The organism is Nocardia sp. NPDC055002 (genome assembly GCF_053608825.1).
Genome location: NZ_JBSGWE010000002.1, coordinates 526,745 through 542,375 on the forward strand (window position 1 = coordinate 526,745; position 15,631 = coordinate 542,375).

The window sequence follows — 15,631 nt, forward strand, 5'->3', positions numbered from 1 at the left end:
TGCATGCGGATCGGATTGAGCATCAACTACACGGACGGTTTCAAGGAGACGGCGGCCGAGGTCGCCGACCTGGAACGCGCCGGCCTCGACATCGTCTTCGTGCCGGAGGCGTACTCGTTCGACGCGGTGAGCGCGCTGGGCTTCCTGGCCGCCCGCACCGAGCGGGTGCAGCTGGCCTCGGGCATCCTGCAGCTCTACACCCGGACCCCCAGCCTCACCGCGATGACCGCGGCGGGCCTGGACTATGTCTCCGACGGCCGTTTCATCCTCGGCATCGGTGCGTCGGGCCCGCAGGTCATCGAGGGCTTCCACGGCGTCCCCTACGACGCCCCGATCGGGCGCACCCGCGAACTCCTCGAAATCTGCCGCACGGTGTGGCGCCGCGAGAAGCTCAACTACCAGGGCAAGTACTACCAGATCCCGCTGCCCGCCGAGCGTGGCACCGGCCTGGGCAAAGAGCTCAAGCTGATCAATCACCCGGTGCGCGCGGACATTCCGGTGCTGCTGGCCGCGCTCGGCCCGAAGAACGTGGAGCTGGCCGCCGAGGTCGCCAACGGCTGGCAGCCGATCTTCTTCCTGCCGGAGAAGGCGAAGGACGTGTGGGGCGACGCGCTCGCCGCGGGCAAGGCCAAGCGTGATCCCGCGCTGGGCGAGCTCGACATCTTCGCCGGTCCCGCACTGGCGATCGGTGAGAACGTCACTCCGCTGCTCGAGTTCGTGAAGCCGCACCTGGCGCTCTACATCGGCGGAATGGGCGCCAAGGGCAAGAACTTCTATCACACCCTCGCCACCAAGTACGGCTACGGCGAGGCCGCCGACCGCATCCAGGAGCTGTACCTGGCGGGCGACAAGCAGGCCGCGACCCAGGCCGTGCCCGACGAGCTGGTGCGCGACGTGTCGCTGATCGGCCCGGAGAGCTTCGTGAAGGAACGCATCGCCGCGATGGCCGAGGCGGGCGTCACCACGCTCAACGTCACGCCGATCGCCGAGAACGCGGCCGGTCGCGTGAAGCTGATCGAGCAGCTGCGCTCGCTCTGCTGACACCCACCGACGACAAACGCGCCGCCGTCCGGAGATTTCCGGGCGGCGGCGCGTTGTGTTGTGTCAGGACGTGAACGACGCCAGGGCGGCGTCCAGGGTGGTGTGCATGGCGAACACCTGGTCCAGGCTCGTCATCTTCAGCTGACGGCTGGTGGCGGGTCCGTCGGCCACGACCGCGATCGAGGTGGTCTCGCCTGCCCGCTGATGTGCGGCGACCAGCGTCGCCATGCCCGCCGACGCCAGGAACCCGACCGCGGTCAGGTCGATCACCAGTGCCGCCGGTTTCTCGGCCAGGATGGCCTCGATGGTGGCATCGAGCGCGGGTGCGGTCGCCAGGTCGACCTCGCCGGTCACCGTCAGCACCGTGACGCCGTCGTGTACCGCCGTCGTGGTGGTCATCGTGTCCGTGAGTGGATACGCGTCTCCGGAAGAGTTGGTCACTGTTCAACAACACACAACTTTGCCCGAATACGCAAGCCACAGCGTTTGCTCGCTACGGGATCGCCATGGTCGGGCTCCGTCGCGGCGATGCTAGTTCTCCTCGCCGCCGAGGCCGGACAGCCGTTCGTGCCTGGCTTCGGAGGCGGCGTTGAGCCCGATGATGTCGACCTTCTTGCCCTTGGCGGCGTATTTGGTGGTGATGGCGTCGAGCGCGGCGACGGTGGAGGCGTCCCAGATGTGGCTGTCCGACAGGTCGATCACGATGTTCGCCGGATCGTCGACGTAGTCGAACTGGTAGACGAGATCGTTGCTGGAGGCGAAGAACAGCTCGCCGCGCACCTTGTAGACGCGGATGTCGTCGGCGGTGCGCACCGCCACGACCTCGGTGAAGTGCGCGACCCGATGGGCGAACGCCACCATCGCGACCAGCACTCCCACGATCACGCCGTACGCCAGATTGTGCGTGACAACGGTGACGACCACGGTCACCAGCATCACCGTGGTCTCGGCGAGCGGCATGCGCCGCAAGGTCTTCGGCGCGAGGGAGTGCCAGTCCACGGTCCCCACCGACACCATGATCATCACGGCCACCAGCACCGCCATCGGGATCTGCGCCACGAGCCCGCCGAGCCCGACGACCAGGCCGAGCAGGAACACCCCGGCCAGGAATGTCGAGATCCGGGTCCGCGCGCCGGAGACCTTGACGTTGATCATGGTCTGGCCGATCATCGCGCACCCGCCCATCCCGCCGAACAACCCGGTGACGAGATTGGCCACGCCCTGACCCCAGCCCTCGCGGGTCTTGTCCGAATGTGAATCGGTGATGTCGTCGACGAGCTTGGCCGTCATCAACGACTCGAGCAGTCCCACCAGCGCCATCGCCAGCGCGAACGGGGCGATGACCCGCAGGGTGTCGAGGTTCCACGGCACCTGCGGGAGCCCGAGTGCGGGCAGGCTCGTCGGTAGTGCGCCCTCGTCGCCCACATTCGGCACCTCGAGCGAGCAGGCGATCGTCACCGCCGTGAGCACCACGATCGCGACGAGCGGCGCGGGCACCACGGTGGTGAGCTTCGGCAGGAAGAACAGAATCGCCAGGCTCGCGACCAGCATCGGATACACCAGCCACGGCACCCCGATCAGGTGCGGCAGCTGCGTCAGAAAGATCATGATGGCCAGCGCGTTGACGAATCCGACCATCACACTGCGCGGGATGAACCGCATCAGCCTGGCCACGCCGACCACGCTCAACACCACCTGGAACACCCCGGCCAGCAGCACGGTCGCGATCAGATAGTCGATGCCGTGCTCACGCACCACGGGCGCGATCACCAAGGCCACCGCGCCCGTGGCCGCGGAGATCATGGCGGGCCTGCCGCCGGTGAAGGCGATCGTCACCGCCATCGTGAACGAGGCGAACAGCCCGACCCGGGGATCCACCCCGGCGATGATCGAGAACGAGATCGCCTCCGGAATCAGCGCGAGGGCGACCACCAGGCCGCCGAGCACTTCGATCCGCAGCCGTGTCGGGCTGCGCAGGGCCGCGAGTACCGAGGTGTCGTCCCGAGCTGGCCGAGGCGCCGACACGGCCATCCCGAACTCCGTTCCGCTAGAGGCCGGGGGTCCGGCAGTCGACAACCTTAACTTCGCGTGAGGTCGGGGTTTCGCCTGGTATGCCCGGTGCGCAGGGTAGGGGGTGGTGTTATTCCCATCTGGTCGTACTGTGAGGGCGTGAACATCGATGTGACGCCTTTACCGGGAATCGGCGTGTGCAAGGACTTTCCGCTGGCGGAGGCGCGCCGCCGGATCGGCGTGATCGAACATCGCGACGGCTCCGTCGACCTGGTCGTCTCGCGAGCGGGCGACTACGACTCGACCACCTCGATTCCCCTGTCCGACACCGAGATCGGTGTGCTGGCCGGCCTGCTCGGCGCGCCGCAGGTGGTGCAGAAGACACGCGAGACCCACAGTGCGGGGGAGCTGTCGACCAGGCAGTTCGCGATCGATCGTGGCAGCCCGTTCGACGGTAGGCCGTTGCGCGACACCGAGATGCGCACGCGCACCAAGGCCTCGGTCGTGGCGGTGGTGCGCGCGGGTGAGGTGACTCCTTCGCCGGGAACCGATTTCACCTTCATCCCCGGCGATCTGGTCGTTGTGGTCGGCACCGACGAGGGTCTGGACGCGGCAGGACGGCTTCTCGACGCCGGCTGACAATCCATGCGGATAGTAAAGGGCAGGTAAGGTATCCCTAGCTGAGGTTAGGTGATCCCATGAATGTAGAAGTGACGTCCCTGCCGGGAATCGGTGTCCGCAAAGAGTTTTCACTGTCGAAGGTGGACCGCCGGATCGGCATCGTCGACCACCGCGACGGCGGTACCGACCTGATTTTCACGAAGGTCGGCGACCCGGATTCCACCGTCCAGATTCCACTGTCCGCTGTCGAAGCCCGCACGCTGGCGAGTCTGCTCGGCGCACCGCAGCTGGTCGCGCAATTGCGCGAGGAACATCGCGAACTCGACGGAGTGAGTACGCGGTCGATGCTGGTACCGCCGAACTCGCCCTATGCGTCACGACGTTTGGGCGACACCGAGTTGCGGACCAAGACCCGCGCCTCGATCGTGGCGGTCCTGCGCGCGGGCCGGGTCCTGGCATCGCCGGGACCGGAGTTCGTGTTCGCCGGCGGCGACATGGTTGTCGTGGTCGGCACGAATGCCGGACTCGACGCCGCCGCTTCGATCTTGACCGACGGCTGAGCCGGTGGAGATCAGTGGAACCGCGCTGGCATTGATCCAGCTGGGGGCTGTGTTCTTCGGGTTGGGTGTGCTCGGGCGGATCGCTGCCCGCATCGGCCTCTCGCCCATCCCGCTCTACCTGCTCGGGGGGTTGGTCTTCGGTACGGGCGGTCTGATCGAGTTGCACGAGGTGGAGGACTTCATCCACATCGCCAGCGAGATCGGCGTCGTGCTGCTGCTGTTGCTGCTCGGTTTGGAATACACCGCCGGTGAACTGGTCACCGGCATGCGTAAATCGTGGCCCGCCGGTCTGCTCGACCTGGTGCTCAACGCGACTCCCGGTGTGATCGTGGCGCTGATGCTCGGCCTCGGGCCGACGGGGGCGATCGCGATGGCGGGCGTCACCTACATCTCCTCCTCCGGGATCGTCGCCAAGGTACTCAACGACCTCGGCCGCCTGGGTAACCGGGAGACGCCGACGGTGCTGTCGATCCTGGTGTTCGAGGACCTGGCGATGGCGGTGTACCTGCCGGTGCTCACCGCGGTCCTGGCCGGTGTCGGATTCGTGGCGGGGATGACCACGGTCGGTATCGCGCTGGTCGCGGTGACCCTGGTGCTCATCGTCGCGCTGCGCTACGGCCGGTACGTCTCGGCGATCGTGGCGAGTGAGGATCGGGAGATCTTCCTGCTCAAGCTGCTCGGTTCGGCGCTGCTGGTGGCGGGTATCGCCTCGGCGGTGCAGGTGTCGGCGGCGGTCGGTGCGTTCCTGCTCGGTATCGCGATCTCGGATTCGACCGCGCACGATGCCACCAAGATCCTCGAACCGTTGCGTGACCTGTTCGCGGCGATGTTCTTCGTGCTGTTCGGTTTGAGTACCGATCCGGCGAGTATTCCGCCGGTGCTGGGCTGGGCGGTGCTGCTGGCGGTGGTCACCACGGTCACCAAGATCGCCACGGGGTGGTGGGCGGCCAAACGGGCGGGGGCCTCGCAACTGGGCCGCGCCCGCGCGGGGACCGCGTTGGTCGCGCGCGGTGAGTTCTCGATCGTCATCGCCGGTCTGGCGGTGGCCGCGGGTGCGGTGCCCGCCGAGTTCGCCGCGCTCGCCACCACGTACGTGCTGTTGATGGCCATCATCGGCCCGATCGGCGCCCGCATCGTGGAACCGGTGATGCGGCTGGTGGTCGGTCGCAAGCAGCGTGTGAAGGTCGACCCGCACGCAGAATGACGACCCGTGTCCGGGCCCCCGCGCGATCGTTCGGTGCGGGGGCCCTCGGTGTTCTCACGGCTCGATCAATCCGGCGCGGATGGCGTATCTGGTCAGGTCGAGCCGGTCGCGCAGGCCGAGTTTCTGCAGGATGTTGGCGCGATGGCGGTCGACGGTCTTCGCGCTGATCACCAGCTCGGCGGCGATCTCGCGCGCCGAGTACCCCTCGGCGATCAGCTTGAGCACCTCCTCCTCGCGGGGGGTGAGGATCGTTTCCGGCAGCGCGGAGCCCTGCCGGGCGAGTTGCAGGTAATCGCGCACGAGTGCGGTGACCGCGCCCGGGTAGAGGAACGATTCACCGCGCATCGTGGCCCGGCACGCCTCGATGAGGTCGCGATCGGCCACCGACTTCAGCACGTAGCCGGAGGCGCCCGCCTTCAGCGACTCGAAGAAGTACTGCTCGTTGTCGTACATCGACAGCATCAGGATGCGTACCGGATGGTTGTTCCTGGTGATCTCGCGGGCGGCCTGGATGCCGGTCATCCGCGGCATGGCGATGTCGAGGATCACCAGGTCGATGCTGTCGTCGGCGAGGGCGGTGACCGCGTCCAGCCCGTTGGCGGCCTCGGCGACCACGAGCAGGTCCGGTTCGTTGTCCAGGATCATGCGCAACCCGCTGCGCACCAGGGCGTGGTCGTCGGCCAGCAGAATCCGGGTCGGCGCGCTCATGCGGGCACTGCTTCGCGTGCGGCGACCGGGACGATCAGTTCGACCGCGGTACCGCCCGAGGCCGGGGACGTGATGGTCAGCGTGGCGTCGATCAGCATCGCGCGCTCGCGCATCCCGCGGATGCCCGCCCCGTCCTCGACCGCGCCACCGCGACCGTTGTCGGTCACCCGCAGCATCACGGTGTCGGCTCTCGGTGCGATCAGCAAGCTCACCTCGTCGGCGTCGGCGTGGCGCAACACGTTCGTCAAACTCTCCTGGGCGACCCGGTAGCAGACGAGTTCGATGTCGGGGTCGAGGCGGCTGATCGCCGGGTCGACCTCGCGACGCACGGAAATGCCTGCCGTGCGGCTGAATTCGTGACACAGCGCGGTGATCGCGCTGTGCAGGCCGAGTTCTTCGAGCACGTCGGGCCGCAGCCGCGCGGCGATCCCGCGCACCTCGTCCAGACAACCGCGCACTGTTTCCTGAGCCGCCTCGACTTCTTCGCGCAGGTCGGCGGGTGCCCGGTCGACGACCCGTTTGAGCCGTAACAGCGCCACGGTCAGGCTCTGGCCGATCTCGTCGTGCAGTTCGCGGGCGATGCGCCGCCGCTCACCCTCCTGGGCGGCCAGCGCGGTCCCACCGGCGACCGAACGCTCGGCCTCCAAGCGGTCGAGCATCGCGTTGAACGTCTCGATCAGCTGATGGAAGTCCCCGCTGGCCCCGCGCTCGAGGCGGACAGCGCGCCGGGGCGGGTCGACGCGGCGCATGGAGGCGACCAGCTCGTCGAGCGGAGCCAGCGACGTGCGCAGCGCTACGGCGTTCGCCGTCAGGATCACCGCCAGCCCGATCACCAGCACCGGCACCTCGGTCAGGCGCAGCCGGGCCGACACCGTGGCCGGGGAGAAGGCCAGGATCAGCGTGCCGAGGGTGAAGATCACGCCGTTGAGCACGCAGATCCGCCAGAACAACGCCGTCACCGGCGTTCGGATTCGCCGCGAGCGTCCTGCTCGCAGCACTGCGAGACGGTTCATGACCCCAGCATGCTGGCGCCCCCGCGTTCTGTCCATGGTGCCCAGCACCCATCCCGCACCCGGTGACCGGCGCCGACCCGCCCAGGAAATGGGTGTCACGGCCGATAGTGCCCGCCACCTGCGCGAACCAGACTTCGATCAGACGCTTTCGACGAGCCGAGGAAGGACCGCCGGCCATGGACATCGACCGGACGACGATCCCGGGAGCAGGTGTGCTGCACAGCTTCCACACCCGCCACGGCATCCGATTCGCCCTGCTGACGCACACGTCGGGCACGCGACGGCTGCTCGCCTACGCAGGGGGTGGCGACGAACCCACGGTCGACATCGAGCTCGAACCCGACGAAGCCGACCAGGTCGCCGAGCTGATGCGTTCGCGGCCCTTCGGCGACCGGCTCGCTCGCCTCGAACAACGCCTGGACCACCTGACCGGACGGCAGGCCCACCCGTGAGCACCGTCGAATCCCCCCGGAGCCATGCCATGCGCGCACGCGACATCGCGATGAACCTGCCGACCGTTCGCACCAGCGACCCCGTCGCCCGCGCGGTGCGGCTGATGGTCGTCAACCGGTTGCCCGGTCTGATCGTTGTCGACGAGCTCGACCGGCCGGTGGCGGTCCTGCCGGGAACCCAGGTGCTGCGCCTGGCGATTCCCGCCTCCTACCACGACGACCCGACACTGGTCCGCACGATCGACGAGGTGCACGCCGACCTGTTCTGGCAGGAACCCGGCAGCCTCACCGTGGGCGACTGCCTGCCCGACGGCGCGAGCAAGCCTGCCACCGTCGCCCCCGACGCGACCCTGCTCGAAATCGCGATCCTGATGGCGCGCAAGCACAGTCCGCTCATCGCCGTGGTCGACCGTTCGCGCACCCTGCGCGGCGCGATCACCCTGGAACGGTTGCTGACCAGCCTCGCTGTCGTCGGCCCCGGCGACTGAACGCCACGCGCTCATGGCCGCAGCGCTTGCCGTCACCATCTTCGTGGTCGCCTTCTTCTTCATCGCCACGGAGAAAGCCGACAAGGTCAAAACCGTCCTGATCGCCGCGGGGGCGATGGCTCTGCTCGGCCTGATCCCCGGCGACGAGGTCTTCTATTCCGCCCACGAGGGCATCGACTGGAACGTCATCTTCCTGCTGCTCGGGATGATGATCATCGTCGGCGTCATCAAGCAGACCGGCCTGTTCGACTATCTGGCGATCTGGTCGGCGAAACGCTCGCGGGGCAATCCGTATCGCCTGATGGTGATGCTGATGTTGATCACCGCGGTCGCGTCACCGTTCCTCGACAACGTCACCATCATCATGCTGGTCGCCCCGGTGACGCTGGTGGTGTGCCGACGTCTCGGCATCGCCGCGCAACCGTTCCTGATCGCCGAGGTGCTCGCGTCCAATATCGGCGGCGCGGCGACGCTGATCGGTGACCCGCCCAACATCATCATCGCCAGCCGGGCCGGGCTGACGTTCAACGACTTCCTCGTGCACATGGCGCCGATCGTGGTGATCACCTTCGTGCTGTTCGTCGCGCTGACCCGGGTGCTGTTCCGCTCGGCGCTGCGCACCGATCCCACCTCGGTCGAGGCGGTGATGGCGCTGCAGGAACGGCGCGCGATCCGCGATCCGGCACTGCTGGTGCGCTCGATGGTCGTGCTCACCGGTGTGGTCGTCGGCTTCTGCCTGCACAGCGTGCTGGACGTCGCGCCGTCGGTGATCGCGCTGGTCGGCGCGGGCATCATGGTGCTGGTCTCCGGCCTCGACATCGGCGAGGTCCTGCACGAGGTGGAATGGCCGACGCTGGTGTTCTTCATGGGACTGTTCGTGATGGTCGCGGGCCTGGTACACACCGGGGTGATCGCCACCATCGGTGACGCCGCGATCGGCTGGGTCGGTGACGACTACTTCCTGGCCGCGACCGCGCTGGTGTTCGGTTCGGCGATCCTCGGCGCGTTCGTCGACAACATTCCCTACACCGCGACCATGGCGCCGGTGGTGGAGGACATCGTCGCGGGCGCACCGGATCCCGCTACCGGGCAAGCGCTGTGGTGGGCATTCGCCCTGGGCGCCGACTTCGGCGGGAACGGCACGGCGGTGGCGGCCAGTGCCAATGTGGTCGCCCTCGGGATCGCCGCCCGCGCGGGGCAGCGGATCACCTTCTGGCAGTTCACCAAGTACGGCATGTTGGTCACGATGCTCAGCAGCGTCATCGCCTGGATCTATGTGTGGATCCGCTACTTCTGAGTCCCGCGCCGGAGTTCACCCGACGTGGCGGGTGACGATCCGGTGGATCAGCCGGGCGGCGGTGCGGGCGGTGCGGTTGTCGATGTCGAGCCGCGGATTCAGTTCGGCGACATCGACAACCGCGAGTTTGCCGCAGGCGGTGACGCGGTCGCACACGGCCTGGATCGTGGACAGCGCGACACCGTAGGCGGCAGGGGCACTCACACCGGGAGCCACCGCGGCCGGAAGGACGTCGAGATCGATCGTCAGATACAGCAGGTCGATCCCGGCCAGGAAGACGTCGACGAAGGCGGCGACCCGGGTCGGCTCGCAGTCGTCGTCGAGGAGATAGCGCACGCCGAATCTGTCCGCGGTGTCGAACAGGACCCGGGTGTTGCTGGGCTGGCTGATCCCGATCACCGCGTACCGGACGTCGTCGCCGGTCTCGAGGATCTGCCGGAACGGGGTGCCGGAACTGGGCACGGGATCGGGGCGCAGGTCGAAATGCGCGTCGAGGTTGAGGATCCCGATGACGCTGCCGGGGACGCGGCGAGCCGAACCGGCCAGCCCGAGGTAGGTGCCGTAGGCGACCTCGTGGCCGCCGCCGAGAACGACCGGGAAAGCGCCGTCGTCCAGCAGCGCGGACACCGTCTCGCCCAGCCGCCGCTGACCGTCCTCCAACCGGTCACCGGTGACGGCGATCGTGCCCGCGTCGAAGGCGCGCAGTTCGGTGGCGAGCGCCATCGGCGACAACGCCCCGCGCAGCGCGTCCGGGCCCGCCGCCGCGCCGAGGCGGCCCTTGTTCCGGCGCACGCCTTCCTCGCACGCGAAACCGACGAAAACACACGCGCCGGGATCGTTGCCCGGCTGGTAGGGCGTGACGGCCTGATGCCAGCGCAGGTGCTCCGGCGTCGTGCCGTCGACGCGACCGGTCCAGGCGGATTCGGAAGTCATCGCACCCCACCTCGATGCGCGACGAGGACTCCTTCGCGCCACACCTGACCGACCAGCGCAACGCCGGGGCGGTAGGCGAGGTGCAGGTGCGAGGGGGCGTCGAGCGCGATGACATCGGCGCGGGAACCAGGGGAGAGGGAACCGATATCGGTGCGCCGCAACGCCTTCGCGCCACCTGCGGTTGCCGCCCAGACCGCTTCGTCGGGCGTCATGTGCATTTCCCGCACCGCCAGGGCGATACAGAACGGCAAGCTCGTGGTGTAGCTGGTGCCCGGATTGCAGTCCGCGCCGAGCGCGACGGTGACTCCCGCGTCCACCAGCGCCCTGGCATCGGGATAGCTGTTGCGCGTACAGAAGTCGGCGCCGGGCAGCAGCGTGGCCACCGTATCGCTGTCCGCGAGCGCGTCGATATCGGCACGATTCACGTGCGATACATGATCCACCGACGCGGCGCCGAGCTCGACGGCCAACTGCACCCCTGGTCCCTGCCGCAGCTGATTGCCGTGGACGCGCGGCACCAGCCCGTGCGCGATCCCCGCGGTCAGCACGGCATGCGCCTGATCGCGATCGAAGGCGCCCTGCTCGCAGAACACATCGATCCACCGGGCATACGGCGCGCACCGCGGAATCATCTGCTCGCACACCATCGTCACGTAGTCGTCGGCGCGCCCGGCGTATTCGGGCGGCGGCACGTGTGCGGCCAGCAGCGTCACCTCGTCGGTGCGGCGGGCCGCGATCCGGACGCTGCGCAGTTCGTCGGCCACGGTCTGCCCGTAGCCGCTCTTGCACTCGACCGTGGTGCTGCCTGCCCGCAAGGACTCGTCCAGCAGCCGTCGCACAGTCGCCGCGAGCTGCTCGTCGCTCGCTGCTCGCGTCGCGGCGATCGTGGTGCGGATGCCACCCGCCCCGTATGGCCGCCCCGCCATCCGCGCCGCGAACTCCTCGGCGCGGTCACCTGCGAACACCAGATGCGAATGCGACTCGACGAACCCGGGCAGCACCGCGCGTCCGCCGAGATCGAACGCGGTGTCGGCGGCCGGTGCGGCGGCACTGTCACCGACCCATGCCACCCGCCCGTCGTCGATGACCAGCGCGGCGTCGCGCCGCAGCCCCAGCGGGCCCTCGCCCAGCGCCGGGTCGTTGGTGACGAGGGTGCCGATATCGCTCAGCACGGTGGTGGGCATGGAGGAGTCCTCCTGGGCGCGTTGTCGAGCACGGCGGTGTGTGAGGGGTACATCATGTGCGCGGGAGAGCAGCGCGGCACGTTCCCCGCACCGTAGCGGCCCTTCGGATCGTAGAGCGCGGGTAGAGCCCGGTGGATGCCCGCCAGGATACGTACGATAGGTATAGACCTGTATAGACAAGAACGTCAAGGGATGGCCCGCAGTGAGGGGAGAAGCATCGTGAGCATCGACTCGGATCGGCCCGGACCGGTCGTCGTCGGCACGGGTCCGGTCTCGGCGCGGGATCTGGTCCGGGTGGCCAGGGACGGCGTCGCGGTGGTGGTGTCCGACGATGCCGTCGCCGCCGTCGAGGCGAGTCGTGCGCGGATCGAAGCGCTGGCCGCGGACCCGAGGCCGGTGTACGGGGTGTCGACCGGGTTCGGCGCGCTGGCCGTCCGTCATATTCCGCCGGAGTCACGCAAGCAGTTGCAGCGGAGCCTGATTCGCTCGCATGCGGCGGGGTCGGGCGCGGAAGTGGAGCGGGAGGTGGTGCGCGCGTTGATGTTGCTGCGCCTGTCGACCCTGGCCACCGGCCGGACCGGGGTGCGCCCGGTGGTCGCGCGGACCTATGCCGCGCTGCTGTCGGCGGGCATCACCCCGGTGGTCTACGAGTACGGCAGCCTGGGCTGTTCCGGTGATCTCGCGCCGCTGGCCCACGTCGCACTGGCGGTGATGGGGGAGGGCACCGTCCGGGACGCGACCGGCGCGCTGCGATCTGCCGCCGAGGCCATGGCCGATGCCGGGATCGCCCCGGTCGAGCTCGCGGAGAAAGAAGGCCTCGCGCTGATCAACGGCACCGACGGCATGCTCGGCATGCTGGTGCTCGCTTGCCACGACCTGCGGGCCCTGCTGCGGCTGGCCGATGTGACCGCGTCGATGAGCGTGGAGGGTCTGCTCGGCACCGACAAGGTCTTCGCCGCCGACCTGCAAGCACTGCGCCCGCAACCGGGCCAGGCGGTCGCGGCCGCCAATATGGTGCGCGTGCTGGCGGATTCGCCGATCGTGGCCAGCCACGCCACCCCGGACTGCACCGTCGTCCAGGATGCCTACTCGTTGCGCTGCGCACCCCAGGTCGCCGGCGCCGCCCGCGACACCCTCGACCACGCCGAACGCGTCGCCGGCCACGAATTGGCCAGTGCCGTGGACAATCCCGTCGTCACCCTCGACGGCCGGGTCGAGTCCAACGGCAATTTCCACGGCGCCCCCGTCGCCTATGTGCTGGACTTTTTGGCCATCGTGGTCGCCGACGTCGCCTCGATGAGCGAACGCCGCACCGACCGCTTCCTCGACAAGGCCCGCAACCACGGCCTCGCCCCGTTCCTGGCCGACGATCCCGGCGTCGACAGCGGTCACATGATCGCCCAGTACACCCAGGCCGCCATCGTCTCCGACCTCAAACGTCTGGCCGCCCCCGCCTCGGTCGACTCGATCCCCTCCTCGGCGATGCAGGAGGACCACGTCTCGATGGGCTGGTCCGCCGCCCGCAAACTCCGCCGCGCCCTCGACGGCCTCACCCGGGTGCTGGCCATCGAAGCCCTCACGGCGGCCCGCGGATTGGACCTGCGGGCACCCCTCACTCCAGCACCCGCCACTGCCGCCGTCGTGTCGAGGCTGCGCACCGAAGTTCCCGGTCCGGGCCCGGACCGCTACCTCGCCCCGGATATCGAAGCGGCGGTTCGGCTGGCGACATCGGGTGCGTTGCTGGCCGCCGCCGAATCGGTGACCGGCCCCCTCGGCTGACGGCGACCGCGGCCCTGGGTACCGAGGCGCCGGCGTGGACCGCTGCCTCGCCCGCGAAGGCGAGGCAGCGGTCTCGTGAATCGCTACGCTCGCAGCCGTTGTGCCTGCTGGACCTCGGTGAGTCCGCGCAGCGACTCGGGCAACGGGCTCTGGTGCAGGACTCCGAGACGTTGGGTGGCCCGGGTCAGCGCGACGTAGAGTTCGGCCGCCCCGCGTGGCCCGTCGGCGAGAATCCGCTGCGGATCCACGACCAGTACCGCGTCGAACTCGAGACCTTTCGTCTCCGACGCGGGCACCGTGCCCGGCACGCCCGGCGGGCCGATCACGATGCTCGTCCCCTCGCGGCCTGCCTCGTCCTGAACGAATTCCTCGATCGCGGAGGACAATTCGTCGGCGGTGATCCTGCGCGACCAAGGGGCGACACCGCAGGACCGGACCGAATCCGGCGGCCGGACGTCGGGGGCGAATTCGGCGAGCACATCGGCGGCCACGGCCATGATCTCCGCGGGGGTGCGATAGTTCACGGTCAGGGAACGGTAGATCCAGCGGCCGGGGACATAGGGCTCGAGCATCGTGGCCCAGGACGTCGCGCCCGCCGCCGACCGGCGCTGGGCGAGATCGCCGACGATCGTGAAGGAGCGGCTCGGGCAGCGCCGCATCAGTACTCGCCAGTCCATCGCCGACAACTCCTGGGCCTCGTCGACCACCACGTGTCCGTAGGTCCACTCACGGTCGGCCGCGGCACGTTCGGCGACTTCGCGGGTGTCGCGCTCGAGGAAGCGTTCGGCCAGGTCTTCGCCGTAGAGCATGTCCTGGGCAAGCAGGTGGTCCTCGTCGTCCATCAGGTCTTCGCGGCTGATGAGGGTGTCCAGCACGCCGGCCGCGTACTCGGCCTCGGCCTTGCGCTCTCGCTCGGCGGAGTCGTCGGCGGCTTTGTCGCGGCCGAGCAGGTCGACGAGTTCGTCGAGCAGCGGCACGTCCGAGACCGTCCACGCGCCACCGTCGGCCCGCCACAGCGCCTCGTCCGCGCCTGCCGCCCGCAACCGATCGTGTGACGAATACAGCTGGGACAGCACGGTTTCCGGTTTCAGGATCGGCCAGCACTGATCCAGTGCCGCGGTGAACTCGTCGTTGTCGGCGAGCTCGCGGACCAGGTCGGCGCGCAGTTGTTCCCATGCCTCGGTGTCGTCGCGAGTCAGCCAGCCCTCGCCGATCCGGGCGATCGCGCGCTCGGTGAGGACATAGGTGATGATCTCGGTGAACACCGCGCGCGCCTCGTTGTGCGGGCGCCCGCTCTCCCTGGCCTCCTGCCTGGCCCACTCCGCGGTCGCGGCATCGATGCGCACCGTCACATCGGTCAGCGCGATCGTCAGCGGCGCCTCGGGCAGTCGCTGGCGATCCGCGATCGTCGCGGCGAGGACGTCGAGGATTCGCAGCGAACCCTTGTGCCGGGCCGCCTCGGGGGAGTCCTCCGCCGTCGCGCGCAGACCGGGCACCAGGTCGGCGGTGGTGGCGAACACGACATTCGTCTCGCCGAGCGAGGGCAGCACATGGGCGATGTGGTTCAGGAAGGCCGGATTGGGCCCGACCACGAGCACGCCTTGGCGCTCCATCCGCCTGCGCTGGGTGTAGAGCAGGTACGCGACGCGGTGCAGCGCCACCACGGTCTTCCCGGTGCCGGGACCGCCCTCGATCACGGTCACGCCCGGGTGCTCCAGGCGGATGATCTCGTCCTGTTCGGCCTGGATCGTCGCGACGATGTCGCGCATCCCGTCCCCGCGTGGCGCATCGACCGCGGCGAGCAGCGCGGCGTCCGTTCCGCCCTCGCTCCCGTCCGGGCGCCCGAGCACCTCATCGGTGAAATCGACCACCCGGCGGCCCCGGGTGTGGAACTGCCGACGCCGGCGCATGCCCTCCGGGTTGGCCGCGGTGGCGACATAGAAGGCGCGCGCCGCAGGTGCCCGCCAGTCCAGGAGCAGCTGTTCCAGATCGTTCGACTCGTCGAACAGCCCGATCCGGCCGATATAGGACCGCTCGCCCGAGGCCGCGTCGAGCCGGCCGAAACACAGTCCGTTGTCGGCCACATCGAGGCGCTGTACTTCCTTGCCCAGCGCCCGCACCTCGTTGTCGCGCTCCATGGGGGAGTCGCCCTTCGTGCGCAGCGCCGCGCTGTAGCGGCCCTTCACCCGTGCCCGCTCGGCATCGAGGCGCGAGTACAACTCGGCGACATAGCTTTGCTCGGATCGGCGTTCCTCTTCGTACCCGTGCGCTGACATAGGCCCCTAACTGTACTTTTTCCGGTGCGACCGGATGATTGTGCAGCACCCCCGGGGCCTTGCCG

The 15,631-nt window shown here is 68.8% G+C and carries 15 protein-coding genes; 8 read left to right on the plus strand and 7 right to left on the minus strand.

Annotated elements, in window-relative coordinates; all coding sequences use genetic code 11:
• The first annotated feature begins 3 nt into the window (after positions 1 to 3).
• On the plus strand, positions 4 to 1,041 hold the full coding sequence (locus tag ACWF99_RS09665) for an LLM class F420-dependent oxidoreductase (protein WP_378627308.1): 1,038 nt from the start codon (positions 4 to 6) through the stop codon (positions 1,039 to 1,041).
• A 63-nt stretch (positions 1,042 to 1,104) separates the two neighbouring features.
• Here ACWF99_RS09665 and ACWF99_RS09670 read toward each other — a convergent pair whose 3' ends face one another.
• Complete coding sequence (locus ACWF99_RS09670; protein ID WP_101468711.1) at positions 1,105 to 1,440, minus strand: STAS domain-containing protein; 336 nt, start codon at positions 1,438 to 1,440, stop codon at positions 1,105 to 1,107.
• 132 nt (positions 1,441 to 1,572) lie between these two features.
• Positions 1,573 to 3,072 carry a SulP family inorganic anion transporter gene (locus ACWF99_RS09675; RefSeq protein WP_452535613.1) on the minus strand — a complete coding sequence of 500 codons (1,500 nt, stop codon included), beginning with the start codon at positions 3,070 to 3,072 and terminating at the stop codon, positions 1,573 to 1,575.
• A gap of 138 nt (positions 3,073 to 3,210) precedes the next feature.
• On the opposite strand from ACWF99_RS09675, the gene ACWF99_RS09680 reads away from it, so the two are divergent.
• Genes ACWF99_RS09680 through ACWF99_RS09690 form a run of 3 tightly spaced genes read left to right on the plus strand, consistent with a single transcriptional unit; the run spans position 3,211 to position 5,436 of the window.
• Complete coding sequence (locus ACWF99_RS09680) at positions 3,211 to 3,690, plus strand: cation:proton antiporter regulatory subunit (protein ID WP_378627311.1); 480 nt, start codon at positions 3,211 to 3,213, stop codon at positions 3,688 to 3,690.
• A 59-nt stretch (positions 3,691 to 3,749) separates the two neighbouring features.
• The gene (locus ACWF99_RS09685; protein ID WP_378627312.1) at positions 3,750 to 4,232 is read left to right on the plus strand and encodes a cation:proton antiporter regulatory subunit; all 483 of its coding nucleotides are present in this window, start codon (positions 3,750 to 3,752) and stop codon (positions 4,230 to 4,232) included.
• 10 nt (positions 4,233 to 4,242) lie between these two features.
• Positions 4,243 to 5,436, plus strand: a complete 1,194-nt coding sequence (locus tag ACWF99_RS09690) for a cation:proton antiporter (RefSeq protein WP_378628328.1) — start codon at positions 4,243 to 4,245, stop codon at positions 5,434 to 5,436.
• A gap of 54 nt (positions 5,437 to 5,490) precedes the next feature.
• Here the strand turns inward: ACWF99_RS09690 and ACWF99_RS09695 are convergent, their stop codons facing one another.
• Positions 5,491 to 6,144, minus strand: coding sequence for a response regulator (locus ACWF99_RS09695; protein WP_301901138.1), 654 nt, complete (start codon positions 6,142 to 6,144; stop codon positions 5,491 to 5,493).
• Positions 6,141 to 7,157: a histidine kinase gene (locus ACWF99_RS09700; RefSeq protein WP_452535614.1), complete on the minus strand. Its 1,017-nt coding sequence runs from the start codon at positions 7,155 to 7,157 to the stop codon at positions 6,141 to 6,143. Before ACWF99_RS09700 ends, ACWF99_RS09695 begins: the two co-directional genes overlap by 4 nt.
• 176 nt (positions 7,158 to 7,333) lie before the next feature.
• Between ACWF99_RS09700 and ACWF99_RS09705 the strand changes: the two genes are divergently transcribed.
• Genes ACWF99_RS09705 through ACWF99_RS09715 form a run of 3 tightly spaced genes read left to right on the plus strand, consistent with a single transcriptional unit; the run spans position 7,334 to position 9,394 of the window.
• Positions 7,334 to 7,609, plus strand: a complete 276-nt coding sequence (locus tag ACWF99_RS09705; RefSeq protein ID WP_378627316.1) for a hypothetical protein — start codon at positions 7,334 to 7,336, stop codon at positions 7,607 to 7,609.
• Positions 7,610 to 7,638: 29 nt separating this feature from the next.
• Positions 7,639 to 8,097 carry a CBS domain-containing protein gene (locus ACWF99_RS09710; RefSeq protein ID WP_452535615.1) on the plus strand — a complete coding sequence of 153 codons (459 nt, stop codon included), beginning with the start codon at positions 7,639 to 7,641 and terminating at the stop codon, positions 8,095 to 8,097.
• A gap of 13 nt (positions 8,098 to 8,110) precedes the next feature.
• Positions 8,111 to 9,394, plus strand: coding sequence for an ArsB/NhaD family transporter (locus ACWF99_RS09715; protein ID WP_452535616.1), 1,284 nt, complete (start codon positions 8,111 to 8,113; stop codon positions 9,392 to 9,394).
• Positions 9,395 to 9,409: 15 nt separating this feature from the next.
• On the opposite strand, the gene hutG is transcribed toward ACWF99_RS09715, so the two are convergent.
• Positions 9,410 to 10,327, minus strand: a complete 918-nt coding sequence (gene hutG / locus ACWF99_RS09720; RefSeq protein ID WP_378656311.1) for a formimidoylglutamase — start codon at positions 10,325 to 10,327, stop codon at positions 9,410 to 9,412.
• Complete coding sequence (gene hutI / locus ACWF99_RS09725; RefSeq protein ID WP_378627323.1) at positions 10,324 to 11,511, minus strand: imidazolonepropionase; 1,188 nt, start codon at positions 11,509 to 11,511, stop codon at positions 10,324 to 10,326. The genes hutG and hutI overlap by 4 nt, the downstream gene beginning before the upstream one ends.
• A gap of 192 nt (positions 11,512 to 11,703) precedes the next feature.
• Here hutI and hutH point away from each other — a divergent pair, with 192 nt between their 5' ends.
• Entirely contained in the window at positions 11,704 to 13,290 is a 1,587-nt protein-coding gene (gene hutH / locus ACWF99_RS09730) for a histidine ammonia-lyase (protein WP_452535617.1), read from the plus strand.
• Positions 13,291 to 13,373: 83 nt separating this feature from the next.
• Here the strand turns inward: hutH and helR are convergent, their stop codons facing one another.
• Positions 13,374 to 15,566, minus strand: coding sequence for an RNA polymerase recycling motor ATPase HelR (gene helR / locus ACWF99_RS09735; protein ID WP_452535618.1), 2,193 nt, complete (start codon positions 15,564 to 15,566; stop codon positions 13,374 to 13,376).
• Positions 15,567 to 15,631: the final 65 nt, after the last annotated feature.